Source organism: Caballeronia fortuita (assembly GCF_001544835.2).
Classification (GTDB): domain Bacteria; phylum Pseudomonadota; class Gammaproteobacteria; order Burkholderiales; family Burkholderiaceae; genus Caballeronia; species Caballeronia fortuita.
Window position 1 is genome coordinate 41,222 of the sequence record NZ_FCNX02000016.1, and the last position, 18,328, is coordinate 59,549.

An 18,328-nucleotide genomic window follows, 5' to 3' on the forward strand; every position below is an offset into this window, starting at 1 on the left:
TCAGGCGTCGCTCGGACCAGGCGTCGCCTTCGGATCGGAACGCATCTTCTGCCGAACGATGTCGCGCCCGACCGCAAGCCGCTTCATGTACTTGAACGTGCCGAGCGCCTTCGCGACGAAGTGGCCTTCGCTGTCGCGGACCTCGCCTTCGCAATAGGCCATCGTCGTCGAGCGATGCAGCACGCGGCCATAGCCGCGCAACTCGCCGCGCCCCGGCTGCATGAAGTTGACCTTCATCTCGACGGTGACGACGCCGATGCCGTCGCCCGCGACACTGCGCGCGGCGAGCGCGAGCGATGCGTCGAGCAGCGTCATGGTCACGCCGCCGTGCGCGATGGCCCAGGTGTTCATGTGTTCGTCGCGCAACGGCAGGCGTACTTCGCTTGCGCCGTCCTGCGCCTTGACGAGCTCGACGCCGAGCGCATCGATGAACGGGCTTTCGATGGAAACGTTCGACATCGCGCTCACACTTCGTAGTCGACGCACTGGCGTTCTTCGCGGATCGCCGCGACGAAGTCCTTCAGCGCCTGATGCTTCGGATGCACCTGATACGCTTCGAGCGCGGCCTTGTCGTCGAAGTCGGAAACGAGCACGACGTCGTACGTGCAATCGAAACCCGGCTGCGCGGTGCCGACTTCGAAATGCCCTTGCCCCTTCACGATGCTGCGGCACGTTTCGAGTTTCGCCTTAAGCTTCTGCGCGTTCTCCGCGCGGCTTGCGCCCTCGGCGTTGTCCTTCAGTTTCCACATGACGATGTGACGTAGCACGGCGGCTCCTTCATTGCGATCGAATCCGAAAGCGTAGCAAAAATACGCCGTGTCAGAAGAACGCGCGAATGCTCACATGATTTCGATGCGCGCCGCCGGCACGCGTCAAGTTGTCTCCCGCGCGCGCACGATATCGTCCGCGTTCACGCGTTCGATGCCCGCGTCGCGCATGTTCTGCCAGGCGCGGGCGAGCGAGCCGTCGAGATCGATCGCGCGGCACGCGTCTTCGATCACGGTCACCTCGAAACCGGCGGCGCGCGCATCGAGCGCGGACCACGCGACGCAATAGTCGGTCGCGAGCCCCGCAAGCCACACGCGCTTCGCGCCGACGTTGCGCAGATAGCCTTCGAGACCGGTCGGCGTCACGCGATCCGCTTCCAGAAACGCCGAGTAACTATCGACATGTTCGTGATGCCCCTTGCGGATCACGAGGCGCGCGTGCGGCACATGCAGATCGCGATGCAGCGCCGCGCCTTGCGTGTCCTGCACGCAATGCACCGGCCACAACACCTGTTCGCCGTAAGGCAGCGTCATCGTCTCGAACGGCTTGCGGCCCGCGTGATTCGCCGCGAACGACACATGCGAGCGCGGATGCCAGTCCTGCGTCAGCACGACATGCGAGAACGCGCGCGCGAGCCGGTTGATGACCGGCACGACTTCGTCGCCGCGCGCGACGGCCAGCGCGCCGCCCGGCATGAAGTCGTACTGGACATCGACGGCGAGCAACACGTCTTCCACGGATTTCATCTCAGTCATTGAAGCGTCCATTCGATTGCGCGAGCACCGTGACGCGCGCGGCGGGCCGCCACGCGTCGCCATTGGCCTGCTGCGCGTATTTGCGCATCGCGCGTTCCACGTTGTCGAGACCGATGGTATCCGCATACAGCATCGGGCCGCCGCGCCAGAGCGGGAAGCTGTAGCCCGTCAGATACACCATGTCGATGTCCGATGCCTTGGCGGCGATGCCTTCTTCGAGAATCTTCGCGCCTTCGTTGACGAGCGCGAGAACGAGCCGCTCGACGATCTCTTCGTCGCCTATCGCGCGCCGTTCGATACCGCGCTCCTTCGAATACGCGACGATCATGTCATCGACTTCCTTCGACGGCAGCGCGTCGCGCTTGCCCGGCTCATAGTCGTACCAGCCCGCGCCGGTCTTCTGACCGAAGCGCCCCATCTCGCACAGGCGATCCGCGATGCGCGAATAGTGCAGCTCCGGCTGCTCGCGATAGCGCCGCTTTCTGATGGCCCAGCCGATATCGTTGCCCGCGAGATCGCTCATGCGAAACGGGCCCATCGCGAAGCCGAAGTCCTCGACCGCGCGATCGATCTGCGCGGGCAGCGCGCCTTCCTCCAGCATGAAAAGCGCCTGCCGGATGTACTGCTCGATCATCCGGTTGCCGATGAAGCCGTCGCACACGCCCGACACCACGGCTGTCTTCCTGATCTTCTTCGCGAGCTGCATGACGGTTGCGAGCACGTCCTTCGCGGTCTTCTCGCCGCGCACGACTTCGAGCAGCTTCATCACGTTCGCGGGGCTGAAGAAGTGCATGCCAATGACATCGCCCGGGCGCTTGGTGAACGACGCGATCGTATCGAGATTCAACGTCGATGTATTCGATGCGAGGATCGCGCCGGGTTTGGCGATTTCATCGAGTTGACGGAACACGTTCTCTTTCACGCCGAGTTCTTCGAACACGGCTTCGATGACGAGATCGGCCTGCGCGAGATCGGCATAGGAAAGCGTCGGCGCGATGCGCGCCATGCGCTCTTCGACATTCTCCTGCGTGAGCCTGCCCTTCTTAACCTGCGCTTCGTAGTTGCGCCGGATCGTCGTGATACCGCGATCGAGCGCGTCCTGCTTCGTTTCGAGCAGCGTGACCGGCAAACCCGCATTGAGGAAGTTCATCGCGATGCCGCCGCCCATCGTGCCCGCACCGATCACCCCGATGCGCTCGATCTTCCTGACAGGCGTATTCGACGGCACATCGGCGATCTTCGACGCCGCGCGCTCGCCGAAAAACGCATGCCGCAGCGCGCGGCTTTCGGGCGTCTGCACGAGCGCGAGAAAGCATTCGCGCTCGAACGCCAGGCCGCGCTCGAAGCCGTCCTTTACGCCCTTTTCGATCGCGTCGATGCATTTGCGCGGCGCCGGAAAATGCCGGGCAGACACGGCGATGCTTTCTCTCGCGCGCTCGATGACACCCGCGGCGTCCGGATGCTCGATCTCGCGGTCGCGCACTTGCGGATGCGGACCGCCACGATCGGCAGCACGATGCGCGAACGACAACGCGCCTTGCAGCAGATCGCCATCGACGAGTTCATCGAAAAGCGCGGTCTGCGCGAGCTTCTCCGATAACACCGGCGTACCTGACACGATCATGTTCAGCGCCGTTTCCAGACCGACCACGCGCGGCAGACGCTGCGTGCCGCCCGCGCCGGGCAAGAGTCCGAGCTTGACTTCGGGCAAGGCGATCTGCGCGCCGGGCACGGCGACGCGGTAATGCGCGCCGAGCGCGAGTTCGAGACCGCCGCCCATCGCGACCGCGTGAATGGCCGCGACCACTGGCTTCGCGCTTGCTTCCAGCGCCTTGATGACGGTCATGAGCGTCGGTTCCTGCGACGCTTTCGGCGTGTTGAATTCGGTGATGTCCGCGCCGCCCGAAAATGCCTTGCCCGCGCCGATGATGACGATCGCGCGCACGCCGTCGTCGCCGTTCGCGCGCTCGATGCCCTCGACGATGCCAAGGCGCGTCGAATGCCCGAGCCCGTTCACCGGCGGATTATCGAGCGTGATGACGGCGACGCCGCCGCGGATCGTGTAGTCCACTGCCATGAACGTGTCTCCTGTCGACGGATATCGGCTTGATTGTGGTCGATCGACGCAGAATACACAAAAAAGCACGATCGTTCAAACGACGGAATGCCGTAAAAGCACGAAGCCCCGGCGCGCGAATGCGGACCGGGGCTTTCATCGACGCCGCGAAAAGTTAGACGGGATGCTCCGCCGCGTTCGGCAGCACGTAATCGCGATACTGCTCGCGCAGACGCACCTTTTGCAGCTTGCCCGTCGCGGTGTGGGGCAATTCGTCGGCGAACACTACGTCGTCCGGTATCCACCACTTCGCGACCTTGCCTTCGAAATGCGCGAGCAGTTCTTCGCGCGTGATGGTCGCATTCGGCTTCAGCACCGCGACGATCAGCGGCCGCTCCGTCCATTTCGGATGCGCGCACGCGATGCACGCCGCTTCCGCCACCTGCGGATGCGACACCGCGATGTTCTCCAGATCGATCGAGCTGATCCATTCGCCGCCGGACTTGATGACGTCCTTGCTGCGATCGGTGATCTGCATGAAGCCGTCCTGATCGATGGTCGCGACATCGCCCGTCGGGAACCAGCCGTCGACGAGCGGCGAATCGTCCCGGCGGAAATACCGGTCGATGACCCACGGCCCGCGCACATAGAGATCGCCGAACGACGTGCCGTCCCACGGCAGCTCGCGGCCGTCGTCGCCGACCACTTTCATGTCGACGCCGAAGAGCGCGTGGCCTTGCTTCTCCAGCGAGCGGCGCTGATCTTCGAGCGGCCGCTGCTTCTGCCTGAAGCTCAGGCGCGAAAGAGTGCCGAGCGGCGACATCTCCGTCATGCCCCACGCGTGGATCACCTGCACGCCGTACTCTTCCTCGAAGATGCGCAGCATCGCGGGCGGGCACGCGGAGCCGCCGATCACCGTGCGCTTCAAGGTCGAAAAACGCACGTTCTGCTGTTTCATGTACGTGAGCAGGCTCATCCAGACAGTCGGCACGCCGGCGGAATACGTGACGCCTTCGGATTCCATCAATTCATAGAGCGACTTGCCGTCGAGATCCTTGCCGGGAAAGACGAGCTTCGCGCCGACGAGCGGCCCCGCGTGCGGAATGCCCCACGCGTTGACATGGAACATCGGCACGACGGGCAGGATCGCATCGCTCGACGACGCGCCCATCGCATCGGGCAACGCCGCGCCGTACGCGTGCAGCACCGTCGATCGATGCGAGTACAGCGCGCCCTTCGGATTGCCTGTCGTGCCCGACGTGTAGCAGAGAAAGGAAGCCTGACGCTCATCGAGCATCGGCCAGTCGTAGTTGCCGTCGTGTTCGCCGATGAGGCTCTCGTAGCTCATCACCGGCACGCTCATGTTCGACAGATTCCCGGCGATGCACGCGGCATCGCCGAGCGCGATCCAGCCTTTCACGTTCGGGCACTGCGGCGCGATCAGTTCGACGAGCGGCCCGAAGGTCATGTCGAAGCAGACATAGGCATCGTCCGCGTGATCGATGATGAACGCGATCTGATCGGGAAAGAGACGCGGGTTGATCGTGTGGCACACGGCGCCCATGCCCGAGATGCCGTAATAGCATTCGAGATGCCGGTAGCCGTTCCATGCGAGCGTGCCGATGCGCTCGCCCTGTTGCACGCCGAGCGCGCCGAGCGCCTGCGCGAACTGCTTCGCGCGCTTCTCGCAATCGCGGTAGGTGTAGCGGTGAATGTCGCCTTCGATGCGGCGCGACACGATCTCGGTGTCGCCGAAGTGGCGTGCGGCATGGGACAGCAGGGACGACGCGAGCAGCGGTATCTCCATCATCTGCCCGTAGAGCAGCGACGTCATAGGCGGTCCTCGAATGGTAATTGCTGGCCGGATGGCGGTGCCGCGCTCCTGCAGGCCCGCGGACGCGGAATTACAATATCGTTTAACTCAGAGGCGCTCAACATGTCGTTTTCCCCAAGCAATGCCGTGCGCGCGGCGCGCGACGAGACGCCCGGCGAGGCGCGTTCCGTGAGCGAAATCGCCGGCGCGATCAAAGTTGGCGAACCCGGTTCTTTCGCCGCGCTCGGCACCGCTTTTCTCACGCGGCTGCCCGCCGCGCCGGTGCCCGATCCGTATCTCGTCGGCATATCGGGCGAGGTGGCCGAATCGCTCGGATTCGATGCGCAAGCCGCGACCGGGCCCGAGAAGGACGCCTTCGCGGCCTTTTTCGCGGGCAACCCGACGCGCGACTGGCCCGCCGATGCCCTGCCCTATGCCGCCGTCTACTCGGGCCATCAGTTCGGCGTGTGGGCGGGCCAGCTCGGTGACGGGCGCGCGCTGACGCTCGGCGAAGTCGAGCACGACGGCGCGCGGCTCGAAGTGCAACTGAAGGGCGCGGGCCGCACGCCCTATTCGCGCATGGGCGATGGCCGCGCGGTGCTGCGCTCGTCGATCCGCGAATTCCTGTGCTCGGAAGCGATGCATCATCTGGGCATCCCGACGACGCGCGCGCTTGCCGTCATCGGCTCCGATCTGCCGGTGCGGCGCGAGACCGTCGAAACGGCGGCGATCGTCACGCGCGTATCGCCGAGCTTCGTGCGTTTCGGTCACTTCGAACATTTCTATTCGAACGATCGCATCGACGAGTTGAAGGCGCTGGCGGATCACGTCATCGACCGTTTCTATCCGCATTGCCGCGATGCGGACGATCCCTATCTCGCGCTGCTCGATCGAGCGGTGCAAACCACCGCCGATCTCATGGCGCAATGGCAAGGCGTCGGCTTCTGCCACGGCGTGATGAACACCGACAACATGTCGATCCTCGGCCTCACGATCGACTACGGCCCGTTCGGTTTCATGGACGCCTTCAACGCGCATCACATCTGCAATCATTCGGATACGCAGGGACGCTATGCCTATGGCCGGCAGCCGCAAGTCGGTTACTGGAACCTCTTCTGTCTCGCGCAGGCGCTCGTGCCGCTCTTCGGCGCGAATCTGCCGGAAGAAGGCCGCGCCGAGCGCGTGGTCGAAGAAGCGCAAAAGGTGATGGAGCGCTATAAGGAGCGCTTCGGGCCGGCGCTGGTTGCGAAGATGCGCGCGAAGCTCGGGCTGGAAATCGAGCGCGACGGCGACGACAAGCTCGCCAACGGCCTCTTCGAAATCATGCATGCGAATCGCGCGGACTTCACGCTCACGTTCCGGAACCTGTCGAAGCTCTCGAAGTCCGACGCGAGCCAGGACGCGCCCGTGCGCGATCTCTTTCTCGATCGCGCCGCGTTCGATGCGTGGGCCGCGCAGTATCGCGAGCGCCTCGCGCACGAGTCGCGCGACGACGCCGCGCGCGCCGCGGCAATGAATCGCGTGAATCCGAAGTACGTGCTGCGCAACCATCTGGCGGAAAACGCCATCCGCCGCGCGAGCGAGAAGGATTTTTCTGAAGTGGCGCGTCTGCTCGACGTGCTGCGCCATCCGTACGACGAACAGCCCGAGAACGAGGCCTATGCCGGCTTGCCGCCCGACTGGGCGAGCGATCTCGAAGTAAGTTGTTCTTCGTAGCATCGCCCTCATATAGAAGGCCTTCCCGGCCAGATCAAAGGAACGACAGATGAGCCACGACGACACCCCGACGCGCTATCCGCTGCAGAAAGACGACGCTGACTATCGCCGCGAACTCGACGATATGCAGTATCAGGTCACGCGCCATGCCGCGACCGAGCGCCCGTTCACCGGCAAGTACTGGGATCACACGGAGCGCGGCGTCTACGACTGCGTGTGCTGCGGCACGCCGCTCTTCGAATCGGACACGAAATTCGACGCCGGCTGCGGCTGGCCGAGCTATTTCAAGCCGATCAACGGCGAAGTGATTCAGGAAAAAACCGATCGCTCGCACGGCATGCTGCGCATCGAAGTGGTGTGCAAGAACTGCGGCGCGCATCTCGGCCACGTTTTCGAGGACGGCCCCGCGCCGACCGGCCTGCGGTATTGCATCAACTCGGCTGCGCTACAATTCGAACCCAAGTAAGCGCGAGCCTTCGCATATCGCCGTACCGGCGCCCGCTGCTTCTCGCGGGCGCTTTTTCTCGCGCGCCTCGCATCCATCCGATGCCCATCACGTCCGCACGCCAATGAAATTTCTGTTCGATCTGTTTCCGATCATCCTCTTTTTCGTCGCATTCAAGGTCTGGGGCATCTACACCGCGACGGCGGTCGCGATCGCGGCGACGCTCGTGCAGATCGCGTGGGTCGCGTTCCGGCATCGCAAGGTCGATCCGATGTTGTGGGTGAGTCTCGGCGTCGTCGTCGTATTCGGCGGCGCGACGCTCGTGCTGCACAACGACACCTTCATCAAATGGAAGCCGACGGCGCTCTACTGGCTCTTCGCGTTCGCGCTGATCGTCGCGCAGATCGGCTTCAGAAAGAACCTCATCGAAGCGATGATGGGCAAGCAGATCGTGTTGCCCCATCGCGTGTGGGGACAGTTGAACGTCGCGTGGGCGGTGTTTTTCGCGCTGCTCGGCATCGTGAATCTCTTCGTCGCGTATAACTTCACGACGGATCAGTGGGTGAACTTCAAGCTCTTCGGCGCGACCGGCTGTCTCGTCGTGTTCATCGTCCTGCAGAGCTTCTGGCTCGCGAAATACATGAAGGAGGACGGACAATGAGCGCATCGTTCGATTTCACTAGCGCGTCCGCCGCCGACAAGATCGCGCATCTCGAAGCGCGTCTGAACGCGGCCTTGCAGCCGCAGTCGGTGCATATCGACGACGACAGCGCCGCGCACGCGGGCCATGCCGGCGCGGCCGCCGGCAGTCACTACACGGTGACGATCGTCGCGGACTGCTTTGCCGGGCGCGCACGCGTGGCGCGGCATCGACTGGTGTATGATGCGCTGGCCGAGGAGATGCGGCGCGGCGTGCACGCGCTCGCGATCCGGGCTTACACGCCGCAGGAGTTCGCAGAACAATTCGAATAAGCACGCGCGCGGTTCAACCATCAGCCTTGCCTCTTAAAATCTCGCCTTTGAAGGCGTCTGTTTGCTCAGTTAGGAACCTCCGATGACTTTGAAAAAAACCCGCGTCTGGGTGTTGCTGGCTGCATTCGCGGCTGCGCCCGCGTTTGCGCAAAACATCGCTGTCGTCAACGGCACGCCGATTCCCACGTCGCGCGCCAATGCGCTCGTGAAGCAACTCGTCGCGCAGGGTCAGCAGGATTCGCCGCAGCTTCAGCAGGCGGTGCGCGAGGAACTCATCAACCGCGAAATCCTGATGCAGGAAGCCGCGCGTGAAGGCATCCCGACGCGCCCCGACGTGAAGGCGCAGATCGCCGTGGCGCAGCAGACCGTCGTGCTGCGCGCGCTGATCGAAGACTTCGTGAAGAAGAACACGCCGACCGACGCCGAGATCAAGGCGCGCTACGAGCAGCTCGTGAAGCAGAACGGCGGCGGCAAGGAACTGCATCTGCATCACATCCTCGTCGAGGACGAAGCGCAGGCGAAGGATCTGATCGCGAAGATCAAGGCCGGCGCGAGCTTCGAAGATCTCGCCAAGCAATATTCGAAGGACCCTGGATCGGGCAAGAATGGCGGCGATCTGGACTGGTCGTCGCCCTCGGCGTATGTGCCGGAATTCGGCGCGGCCGCGGAAAAGCTGAAGAAGGGCGAAGTGACGCCCGAGCCGGTGAAGACGCAGTTCGGCTGGCACGTCATCCGTCTGGACGATTCGCGCGAAGTCGCCCCGCCGCCGCTCGATCAGGTGAAGGCGCAGATCGCGCAACAGATTCAGCAGGAAAAGCTGCAGGCTTTCGAAGAAGGTTTGCGGAACAAGGCGGTGGTGAAGTAAGCGGGCTCGCCGCCACAGAATCGTGGACGCAAAACGAACGCCTCTGAGCTTAAGCCAGAGGCGTTTTTTGTTGGTGACCTCTGCCGTTCGGATAGCTCATTGCGCATTCGGACTAATCAACTACTGTTGGTTCTGCAATGTCTTCAGAATCGCTTTGTTCAGGCAACAGCGAGGATGCGAGCGACATGAATGATGGCAAATTTCGGATAGACCCCGCGGACGGTATGGCCGCGATGATTGTTGGTGATTGGTCAAAGCAAAAGCATGAACGACTGTCCGACTATATCGTTGCGTCTCGCCTCGCGCGCGGAAAGTGGGAACACGCTTGCTACATCGATGTCTTTTGCGGTCCCGGGCGTGTGGTCGAGCGCGAATCGAGCGAATTTCGTGACGGTGGAGCACCGACGGCTTGGAAGGCGTCATGCATGGGCGGCAGCCGACCGTTCACGTCGATGTACATCGGAGACTTGAACGGGCCGTCCGTTGATTCGTGTCAGCGACGCCTGGTAAGTCAAGGCGCCGCCGTTCGGTCGTTTGTTGGCCCAGCTAACCGCATGATTCATGAGATTGCGCCCGCGTTGCCTCGAGGACTCCATCTAGCGTTTCTCGATCCGTTCAACGCCGAACACCTCGACTTCGAGATTATCCAGACTCTCGCTAGCCATCGATTCATGGATATCCTGGTCCACTTTAGTGTGATGGATATCCAAAGGAATATCGACCTGGAAGCGGCGACATCGGGAGCGCGACTCGATCGCATTGCCCCTGGGTGGCAACAAGCGATCAAGCTCAGGGATCTACCGAAAAACGCTTTCGTGAACGCTTTCCTTGACTACTGGAAGGAACTCGTCGAACGAACGACCCGAATGACCGCGGCCGACATAATGCCGTTGATCAAAAACAGCAAAGGCGGTCCGTTGTACCGCCTTATCATGCTCAGTCGTCATACTCTCGCCGAGAAGATATGGAACGATGTCGGGAGGGAGGATAAAAGGCAGAAGACCTTGTTCTGAGTCTTCGAAGCTTCTACACTCCGAGCCAATCCAACTACAGAAGATCGCTGCGATGGCAACGAAGACCGGCATCGAATGGACCGAGATGACTTGGAATCCGGTAACCGGATGCGTCAAGATCAGCCAAGGCTGCAAGCACTGTTACGCGGAGCGAATGGCTAAGCGATTGAAGGCAATGGGCAGCGCGCGCTATGAGAATGAGTTCGCGCCTACGTTGCACGAGGATCTGATCGACCTGCCTCGAAAATGGAAGAAGCCTCGCACTGTGTTCGTGAACTCGATGAGCGATCTTTTTCAGGAGGCCGTGCCGCTAGCGTTTATTCAGCGCGTGTTTGAGACAATGGTGGCAACGCCGCAACACACATATCAAGTGTTGACTAAGCGATCCGAGCGTTTGCTCGAACTCTCGGCACACCTGCCGTGGGCTCCGAACATATGGATGGGTGTGAGTGTGGAAGATGCGCGCGTGATGCACCGTGTCGCGCATCTTGCGGCTACAGCCGCGCAAGTCAAATTTCTCTCGTGCGAACCGCTGATAGGACCGCTCGACGACTTACCCTTGCGCGGAATTGACTGGGTCATTGTTGGCGGCGAATCAGGTCGCGGCGCCCGGCCCATGCACGAATTGTGGGTGCAATCGATCCGTCGCCAATGCCGCGTTCATCACACCGCATTCTTCTTCAAACAATGGGGTGGCGTACGCAAGGATATGACCGGCAGGCTTCTCAACGGTCGTACCTACGACGCAATGCCGCGTCGCAAAGGCATTCCGGTCGTTCTGGCGACTTGACCCACAGAGAGGCACATAACGCGCCCGCCAAGACGCCAAAGGGAAACAAAGCCGCCTCCGGGCGGCTTTGTCGTTTTCACGCGGCGTCAGCCGCCGAGCTTCGTCCGCGCCACCGCGCCCGTGCGCATCAGCTTCGGCAATTCGCGGTTCTGCACCACGCTCATGAAGCCCGCCCAGTCCTGCGCGAGCGCGGCCTTGTCGACCTTGTCGGTGTCGCCGAGCCTGTAGCGCTCGCCTTCCACGTACGGCCGTTCCCACGACGCCCGATGCCACGCGCGTTCCGCGAGCGCGAAAAGACGCGGATACACCATGTACTCGAACTGCTGATCGGTCCGCATTACTTCGGCCCAGGCCTGCCCCTGAATGCCTTCGATATGCGCCGCCGGTCCCGCGCTCGTCACTTCGAATGCGTTGCCGTCGCGATCGGCCATGATCTCGGCGTTCTGCGGCAGATTGTCCGGCGCGAGCGAGAACGTCTTGAAGCTGTCGGTCGCATGCGATCCCCAGTAATAGCCGCGCTCGTGCTGATCGAACGCATAGGGAAAGTCGAAGTACAGGTAGTCGGGCAGCGCGAGCACCGTCTTGTAGCCCTTGCCCGCCAGCGTCCGCACGGTATCGGATGCGCCCCAGAAGATCGTGTCCCACATCGTCACCATCGTGCTCGACGTCGCGAAATCCTGCGGGCCGTTCGCGTGCCTGATGCCGTCCTGCCACGCGGCCATCGTGCCGATGCCGTTCGCGCGCACGATCTGGCTGACCTCGCGCGCGAACATCGATGGAAGCTCGTCGACGGACGCCGCCTTGCCCGATGCGATCAGCGCAGCGCACTGCGGCGAGCGTCCCCACGGCTTATCCTGCGCTGCGAGGTTCACGTGGCCTTTGCCGGCGTCGGTGCCGTCGAGCGACTGAAAGCCCGCGCCGAGCAGGATGTTCTTCGCTTCGTCGCCGCCGAAGTGCCACACGGAGAGCGGCGCGCCGGCGTCGCGGTGCATCGACGCAATTTCGCCGATGACTTTAGCCGCGAAACGTTGCGAGCCGTCCGAGCACGGATTGACGAAGCTGCGGCGATCGTAGAACTGGATGGTCGTCACGTTCGAGGTATCGGCCGGATCGAGCAGCCGGTACGCGTTCGCGGCAGTCTTGTCGCCTTGCGACGCGAGCCGCCGGTAACGCGCTTCCATCGACACGACCGCCGCGCGCGCGTGGCCGGGCATATCGATCTCAGGAATGATCTCGACGAAGCGATCCGCCGCGTAACGCACGAGCGCGACGTAGTCCGCGCGGCTCAGATAGCCGCCGCCCGAGCGATTGTCCGGACCCGAGCCGAGCTGCGGCAGCAGGCAGCGCGTTTCGGTGAGGTCGTGGCAACGCTTCGCGCCGATCTCGGTCAGCTCCGGCAGGCCGGGAATCTCGATGCGCCAGCCTTCGTCGTCCGACAGATGCAGATGCAGCCGGTTGAGCTTGTACGCGCCCATCTGGTCGATGAGACGCCGCAGCGTGGCGGGCTGCCTGAAGTTGCGCGCGACATCGACGTGCATTCCGCGATGCGTAAAGCGCGGCGCGTCCTCGATCGTCATCGCCGGCACGCTGCCGCCGCCCGCGGGCGTGAGCGACAGCAGCGTCTCGACGCCGTAGAAGAGTCCGGCGGCGTCGAAGGCGTCGATGTTCACGCCGCCTCGCGCGATCGTCAGCCGGTAGCCGCCGGAGCGCGCGATATCGCCCGGCAGCGCGCCGCCCGCGATCTGCCCGCTCACGCGCACGGCCGCGCCGGTCAGGCCGAGCGCCGCCGCGCGCGACGCAAGCGCCGCCACTTGCGACGACGTCAAACCGGACACCGACAGATCGATCCCGCCGACCTGCGCCGCGCCGTCACCGGGCGCCGATCGCAGCACCGCCGGCAAGGCGCGCGCCGCCGTCTGCTGTGCCGAAGGCAGCGCGGCTTCTGCCCGCGCGCGCTGCACCTGCGCGGGCGTCGCGGCGAACGCCGCCGCGTTGTCCGCGCCCGGCGGGATGCGATCGACGTAGCGCGTCTCGTCGTCGGTGTCGTTGTGTTCGAGGATTTCGGGCGTCGCGTTGCCGTCGGCGACGACATACGCGCGCGGCAAGAGATCGCTGTAGCGCTGATACCAGTACTCGCCGATGAACGGCACCGCGATGCGCTCGCCCGCGCCGAGGGTGAACGCGCCCGCGCGCGGCGTGAGCGCGTAGAGGTCGCCCGTGACGTGCTTCCACGCGAACGCGGGATGTTCGATCATCAGGATGCGCCGGATGCTGTGGACGTAGAGCGTCCAGCCGCCCGCGGCCATCACGCGGCTGCCGGTGTTTTCCAGGATCAGTTGACCGCGCGCGCAGCTCGCCCAGTCCGCGCCGAGATCGGCGCAATTCGTGCCGGACTTCGCGGCATCGTTGGTGTCGATCTCGACGCGCACCATGAGATTCTTGCCGAGCGCCGCCGCGCGCGCTGTCGGTGACAGATTGGCGGAGCTCGCGTCCGAGCCGCCGCCGCACGCCGCGACGAAGCACGATGCCGCGACGACCGTCATCGCCAATAAACTACGCATGCCTAAGTATTTTGAATGCAACCGCCTCATTTCTCCTCCGTTATCAGACGCGCCTCGTGACGGCGCGCGTCGATGCACTATACCCGCAACTTACACGCGGATTATTTTGAGATATTTGCCGAAAGGCAGCGTTGAGCCGTGCCTGAAAAGCAGAACACCCCGAAGGTTCGCTTCGGGGTGTCGGGTCCAGCAGTCCAGCGAATCAGCGCCTCAGCGCCGCGCGATCAGCCGAGGAAGCGGCGCGCGTTCTGGAACACGCGCAGCCACGGGCTTGCGTCGGTGGTCCAGTCTTCGGGCGTCCAGCTCATCTGCACGTTGCGATGCACGCGCTCCATGTGCGGCATCAGCACGGTGAAGCGGCCATCGGGCGTCGTCACCGACGTGATGCCCTGCGGCGAGCCGTTAGGGTTGAACGGATACTGCTCCGTTGCATTGCCCCGATGATCGACATAGCGCATCGCGACGAGCGCATTCGCCGGATCGCCTTGCTGCGAGAAGTCAGCAAAACCTTCGCCGTGCGCGACGGCCACGGGAATGCGCGAGCCTTCCATACCGGCAAAGAAGATCGACGGCGAGCTCTGCACTTCGACGAGCGAGAAGCGCGCCTCGAACTGCTCGGACTTGTTGCGCGTGAACTTCGGCCAGTTCTCCGCGCCCGGAATGATCGACGCGAGGCTCGACATCATCTGGCAGCCGTTGCAGATGCCGAGCGCGAACGTGTCGGGCCGCGCGAAGAACGCGGCGAACATGTCGGCGAGCTTCGCGTTGAAGCGGATCGTCTTCGCCCAGCCCTCGCCCGCACCCAGCACGTCGCCATACGAGAAGCCGCCGCACGCGACCGCGCCCGCGAAATCGGCGAGCGTCGCGCGGCCTTCGAGCAGATCGCTCATGTGGACGTCGTGCGCGTCGAAGCCGGCGCGATCGAACGCGTAGGCCGTTTCCAGATGCGAGTTCACGCCCTGCTCGCGCAGGATCGCTACACGCGGACGTTTGCCTGTCGCGATGAACGGCGCGGCGACGTCTTCGGCCGGATCGAAGGTCAGCGCCGGCGCGATGCCGGGATCGGCTGCGTCGAGCAGCGCGTCGTATTCGGCGTCGGCGCAAGCCGGGTTGTCGCGCAGACGCGCGATGCGCCAGCTCACCTCGCTCCATGCGCGATGCAGCTCGACGCGCGGCGCATCGAAAATCTTCTTCGCGTCGCGATAAATCTCGATCGCGCCGCTCTCGTTCGGCTTGCCGATCACGTGCGAGCACGCCGACAAACCGTGCTCGCGCAGCGCGGCGAGCACCGCGTCGCGATCCGACGCACGCACCTGCACCACCGCGCCGAGCTCTTCCGAGAAGAGTGCGCGGATCGTGCGGTCATCGCGGCGGCCGCTCGTCTGCTTCGCCCAGTCCTTCGCGTCGCCGTAATCGGATTCGTGTTCGGCGTCGAGCGTCAGCATGTCGACGTTCAGCGACACGCCCACGTGACCGGCGAACGCCATTTCGCAAACCGTTGCCCAGAGGCCGCCGTCGGAACGGTCGTGATAGGCGAGCAGCTTGCCGTCGGCATTCAAGGCCTGGATCGCGGTGAACAAGCGCTTGAGGTCTTCGGGATCGTCGACATCGGGCACCGCGTCGCCGACCTGCTGCGTCACTTGCGCGAGAATGCTGCCGCCCATGCGGCTGCGGCCGCGTCCGAGATCGATCGCAACGAGCACGGTGTTCGTATCGGCGGCGAGTTGCGGCGTCAGATGCCGGCGCACGTCCTCGACAGGCGCGAACGCCGAGATGATGAGCGATACCGGCGACACGACTTCGCGCGCGCCGCCGCGTGCATCCTGCCATTTGGTGCGCATCGACAGCGAATCCTTGCCGACCGGAATGCTGATGCCGAGCGCCGGGCACAGTTCCATGCCGATCGCTTTCACTGTGTCGTAGAGCGCGGCGTCTTCGCCCGCGCTGCCGCACGCGGCCATCCAGTTCGCGGAGAGCTTGAGCTTGTTCAGCGATTCGATCGGCGCCGACGCGATGTTCGTCACCGCCTCGCCCACCGCCATGCGGCCGGAAGCAGGGGCGTCGATGACGGCGAGCGGCGTGCGCTCGGCCATCGTCATCGCTTCGCCGCGAAAGCCCGCGTAGTCCATCGTCGTGATGGCGCAATCGGCGACGGGCACCTGCCACGGACCGACGAACTGGTCGCGCGCGGTCGTGCCGCCGACCGAACGGTCGCCGATCGTGATGAGGAACGACTTGCTCGCGACGGTCGGATGCTTGAGCACGTCGACAGCGACTTCCGACAGCGACAGACCCGTCACGTCGACGGGCGTGAATTGCGCATTCTCACGCTTCACATCGCGATGCATCTTGGGCGGCTTGCCGAGCAGCACGTCCATCGGCATGTCGACGGGTTCCTGGCCTTCGTTGGCGTCGTCGATCAGCTTCAGTTGCCGCTCTTCCGTCGCCACGCCGACGACTGCCACCGGGCAGCGTTCGCGCTCGCAAATCGCCTGGAACGCGGGCAGATCGGCGGGCGCGATGGCCAGCACGTAGCGCTCTTGCGCCTCGTTCGACCAGATTTCGCGCGGCGACAGACCGCTTTCCTCGAGCTGAACCTTGCGCAACTCGAAGCGCGCGCCCTTGCCCGCGCCATCGATGAGCTCCGGGAACGCATTCGAAATGCCGCCCGCGCCGACGTCGTGGATCGACAGGATCGGATTGCCCTCGCCCAGTTGCCAGCACGTATTGATGACTTCCTGCGCGCGCCGCTGGATTTCCGGATTGCCGCGCTGGACCGAGTCGAAGTCGAGCTGGGCGGTGTTCGCGCCCGTCGCCATCGACGATGCCGCGCCGCCGCCCATGCCGATACGCATGCCCGGCCCGCCGATCTGGATCAAGAGCGTGCCGGCCGGCAGGTCGAGCTTGTGCGTGTGCTGATCCGAAATATTGCCGATGCCGCCCGCGATCATGATCGGCTTGTGATAGCCGCGCACGCGGCCCGCGACGTTCTGCTCGTAGGTACGGAAATAGCCGCCGAGGTTCGGTCGGCCGAATTCGTTGTTGAAAGCGGCCGCGCCGATCGGCCCGTCGATCATGATCTGCAACGGCGACGCGATGCGGTCCGGCCGGCCGTAGGGCTCGTGCTTATCGCCCGGATTGCGCTGCGTCAGCGGAACCGCCGAATCGCGATCGTTTTCCCACTTTTCGCGCGCATCGGGCAGATCGAGGTTCGACACGGTGAAGCCCGCGAGCCCGGCCTTCGGACGCGCGCCGCGCCCCGTCGCGCCTTCGTCGCGGATTTCGCCGCCGGAGCCCGTCGCCGCGCCCGCGAACGGGGAAATGGCGGTCGGGTGATTGTGCGTTTCGACCTTCATCAGCGTGTGGGTCATTTCCACATGACGCTGATACTGCTCGTCACGGCCGCGCGGAAACCAGCGCTCCGCGACGCCGCCCTGCATGATCGCGGAATTGTCGGAATACGCGACGATCGTCCCCGCGTGATTCAGCTTTTCCGTATTGCGAATCATCTGAAACAGCGACATGTCCTGCTTCTCGCCGTCGATAGTCCATTCGCCGTTGAAGATCTTGTGACGGCAATGTTCGCTGTTGGCCTGCGCGAACATCATCAGTTCGACGTCGGTCGGATTGCGCTCCAGCGCCTGAAACGCATTCACGAGGTAATCGATCTCGTCTTCCGCGAGCGCGAGGCCGAGCTCGCTGTTCGCGGCTTCGAGCGCCGCGCGTCCCGTGCCGATGATGTCGACGGTCTGCAAGGGTTTCGCGGGCAGCTCGTCGAAGAGATGCAGCGCCTGATCGCGCGATGCCGCGACGCTTTCCGTCATGCGGTCGTGCAGCGCATCGGCGACGGCCGCGCGCGCTTCGTCCGACAGCGCCTTCTTGCCGCCGAGAAAGCCGCTTTTCATGATGACCGAATATTCGACGCCGCGCTCGATGCGCCGCACCTTCTCGAGCCCGCAGTGATGCGCGATGTCGGTCGCCTTGCTCGCCCACGGCGACACGGTGCCGAACCGCGGCACGACCATGAACGTCTCGACATGGCCGCGCTCCTTCGATTCCTCGAACGGCGCGCCGTAGTGCATCAGCGCGGCGATGCGGCCGCTGTCATCATCGGTGAGCGGCTCGGATGCGTTGACGAAGTGCAGAAACTGGCCGCGCACGCCGACGATGTTCGCGTCGATGCGGGCAAGCGTTTCGAGGAGACGGGTCTGACGGAAATCGGAGAGGGCCGAAGCGCCGGGGAAACACGAGAAGTGGGCCATTGTGACGGTGCGTCGATGACGTCTGTGTGCCGCTCGCGCGACGCTCGCCCGGTTCTTTGCAAATCCGGAAATTCGCAAATTCGGATTGGAGCACGCAAAACGGCGTGAGGCGAAAAGAAGACCGCGATTATAACCCGGAAGCGTCTCGAAATCGGCCGGGCCGATCCGTGCGGGCGGCGCGGGGACGGCGAGCCCGCGAGACAGGACGCGCGCCTGTCCATCCCGAAATCGCGGCGCACCCGCCCGGCCGTGCGCGCTCGTGCGCGACGCGGGCCTCATCGCACTGCGGCAAGCCGTCCCCCGCAAACGATT

At 64.0% G+C, this 18,328-nt stretch carries 14 protein-coding genes; 7 read left to right on the forward strand and 7 right to left on the reverse strand.

The window, feature by feature from the left end:
• The 5 genes from AWB77_RS26615 to AWB77_RS26635 form a co-directional block, all read right to left on the reverse strand.
• Positions 1–459: a PaaI family thioesterase gene (locus AWB77_RS26615; RefSeq protein ID WP_061137461.1), complete on the reverse strand. Its 459-nt coding sequence runs from the start codon at positions 457–459 to the stop codon at positions 1–3.
• A gap of 5 nt (positions 460–464) precedes the next feature.
• On the reverse strand, positions 465–767 hold the full coding sequence (locus AWB77_RS26620) for a Dabb family protein (RefSeq protein ID WP_061137462.1): 303 nt from the start codon (positions 765–767) through the stop codon (positions 465–467).
• Positions 768–872: 105 nt separating this feature from the next.
• Positions 873–1,514 (reverse strand): bifunctional nicotinamidase/pyrazinamidase, encoded by a 642-nt coding sequence (gene pncA / locus AWB77_RS26625; RefSeq protein ID WP_061137463.1) that lies wholly within the window; start codon positions 1,512–1,514, stop codon positions 873–875.
• Between the two features lies 1 nt (position 1,515).
• Positions 1,516–3,600 (reverse strand): 3-hydroxyacyl-CoA dehydrogenase NAD-binding domain-containing protein, encoded by a 2,085-nt coding sequence (locus AWB77_RS26630; RefSeq protein WP_061137464.1) that lies wholly within the window; start codon positions 3,598–3,600, stop codon positions 1,516–1,518.
• Positions 3,601–3,754: 154 nt separating this feature from the next.
• Entirely contained in the window at positions 3,755–5,413 is a 1,659-nt protein-coding gene (locus AWB77_RS26635; RefSeq protein WP_061137465.1) for a 3-(methylthio)propionyl-CoA ligase, read from the reverse strand.
• Positions 5,414–5,515: 102 nt separating this feature from the next.
• Between AWB77_RS26635 and AWB77_RS26640 the strand changes: the two genes are divergently transcribed.
• The 7 genes from AWB77_RS26640 to AWB77_RS26670 all read left to right on the forward strand — a co-directional run bounded on the left by AWB77_RS26640 (position 5,516) and on the right by AWB77_RS26670 (position 11,193).
• Entirely contained in the window at positions 5,516–7,108 is a 1,593-nt protein-coding gene (locus AWB77_RS26640; protein WP_061137466.1) for a protein adenylyltransferase SelO, read from the forward strand.
• 49 nt (positions 7,109–7,157) lie between these two features.
• Positions 7,158–7,574 carry a peptide-methionine (R)-S-oxide reductase MsrB gene (gene msrB, locus AWB77_RS26645; protein ID WP_061137467.1) on the forward strand — a complete coding sequence of 139 codons (417 nt, stop codon included), beginning with the start codon at positions 7,158–7,160 and terminating at the stop codon, positions 7,572–7,574.
• Between the two features lie 103 nt (positions 7,575–7,677).
• Positions 7,678–8,214, forward strand: a complete 537-nt coding sequence (locus AWB77_RS26650) for a septation protein A (RefSeq protein WP_061137468.1) — start codon at positions 7,678–7,680, stop codon at positions 8,212–8,214.
• Entirely contained in the window at positions 8,211–8,525 is a 315-nt protein-coding gene (locus AWB77_RS26655; RefSeq protein ID WP_061137469.1) for a BolA family protein, read from the forward strand. The genes AWB77_RS26650 and AWB77_RS26655 overlap by 4 nt, the downstream gene beginning before the upstream one ends.
• Positions 8,526–8,607: 82 nt before the next feature.
• A complete protein-coding gene (locus AWB77_RS26660) occupies positions 8,608–9,390 on the forward strand; it encodes a peptidylprolyl isomerase (protein ID WP_061137470.1) in 783 nt (260 codons plus the stop codon).
• Positions 9,391–9,575: 185 nt separating this feature from the next.
• Positions 9,576–10,403: a three-Cys-motif partner protein TcmP gene (gene tcmP / locus AWB77_RS26665; RefSeq protein WP_244158661.1), complete on the forward strand. Its 828-nt coding sequence runs from the start codon at positions 9,576–9,578 to the stop codon at positions 10,401–10,403.
• Positions 10,404–10,455: 52 nt separating this feature from the next.
• Positions 10,456–11,193 carry a DUF5131 family protein gene (locus AWB77_RS26670; RefSeq protein WP_061137471.1) on the forward strand — a complete coding sequence of 246 codons (738 nt, stop codon included), beginning with the start codon at positions 10,456–10,458 and terminating at the stop codon, positions 11,191–11,193.
• An 86-nt stretch (positions 11,194–11,279) separates the two neighbouring features.
• Here AWB77_RS26670 and AWB77_RS26675 read toward each other — a convergent pair whose 3' ends face one another.
• Entirely contained in the window at positions 11,280–13,754 is a 2,475-nt protein-coding gene (locus AWB77_RS26675) for a family 20 glycosylhydrolase (RefSeq protein ID WP_244158662.1), read from the reverse strand.
• Positions 13,755–13,978: 224 nt separating this feature from the next.
• A complete protein-coding gene (purL, locus tag AWB77_RS26680; protein ID WP_061137473.1) occupies positions 13,979–18,016 on the reverse strand; it encodes a phosphoribosylformylglycinamidine synthase in 4,038 nt (1,345 codons plus the stop codon).
• Positions 18,017–18,328 lie beyond the last annotated feature (312 nt).

Coding starts and splice junctions, on each gene's coding strand:
- AWB77_RS26615 (WP_061137461.1), bottom strand. CDS start 459: ATGTCGAACGTTTCCATCGAAAGCCCGTTCATCGATGCGCTCGGCGTC.
- pncA (WP_061137463.1), bottom strand. CDS start 1,514: ATGAAATCCGTGGAAGACGTGTTGCTCGCCGTCGATGTCCAGTACGAC.
- AWB77_RS26630 (WP_061137464.1), bottom strand. CDS start 3,600: ATGGCAGTGGACTACACGATCCGCGGCGGCGTCGCCGTCATCACGCTC.
- AWB77_RS26635 (WP_061137465.1), bottom strand. CDS start 5,413: ATGACGTCGCTGCTCTACGGGCAGATGATGGAGATACCGCTGCTCGCG.
- AWB77_RS26640 (WP_061137466.1), top strand. CDS start 5,516: ATGTCGTTTTCCCCAAGCAATGCCGTGCGCGCGGCGCGCGACGAGACG.
- msrB (WP_061137467.1), top strand. CDS start 7,158: ATGAGCCACGACGACACCCCGACGCGCTATCCGCTGCAGAAAGACGAC.
- AWB77_RS26650 (WP_061137468.1), top strand. CDS start 7,678: ATGAAATTTCTGTTCGATCTGTTTCCGATCATCCTCTTTTTCGTCGCA.
- AWB77_RS26655 (WP_061137469.1), top strand. CDS start 8,211: ATGAGCGCATCGTTCGATTTCACTAGCGCGTCCGCCGCCGACAAGATC.
- AWB77_RS26660 (WP_061137470.1), top strand. CDS start 8,608: ATGACTTTGAAAAAAACCCGCGTCTGGGTGTTGCTGGCTGCATTCGCG.
- tcmP (WP_244158661.1), top strand. CDS start 9,576: ATGAATGATGGCAAATTTCGGATAGACCCCGCGGACGGTATGGCCGCG.
- AWB77_RS26670 (WP_061137471.1), top strand. CDS start 10,456: ATGGCAACGAAGACCGGCATCGAATGGACCGAGATGACTTGGAATCCG.
- AWB77_RS26675 (WP_244158662.1), bottom strand. CDS start 13,754: ATGCGTAGTTTATTGGCGATGACGGTCGTCGCGGCATCGTGCTTCGTC.
- purL (WP_061137473.1), bottom strand. CDS start 18,016: ATGGCCCACTTCTCGTGTTTCCCCGGCGCTTCGGCCCTCTCCGATTTC.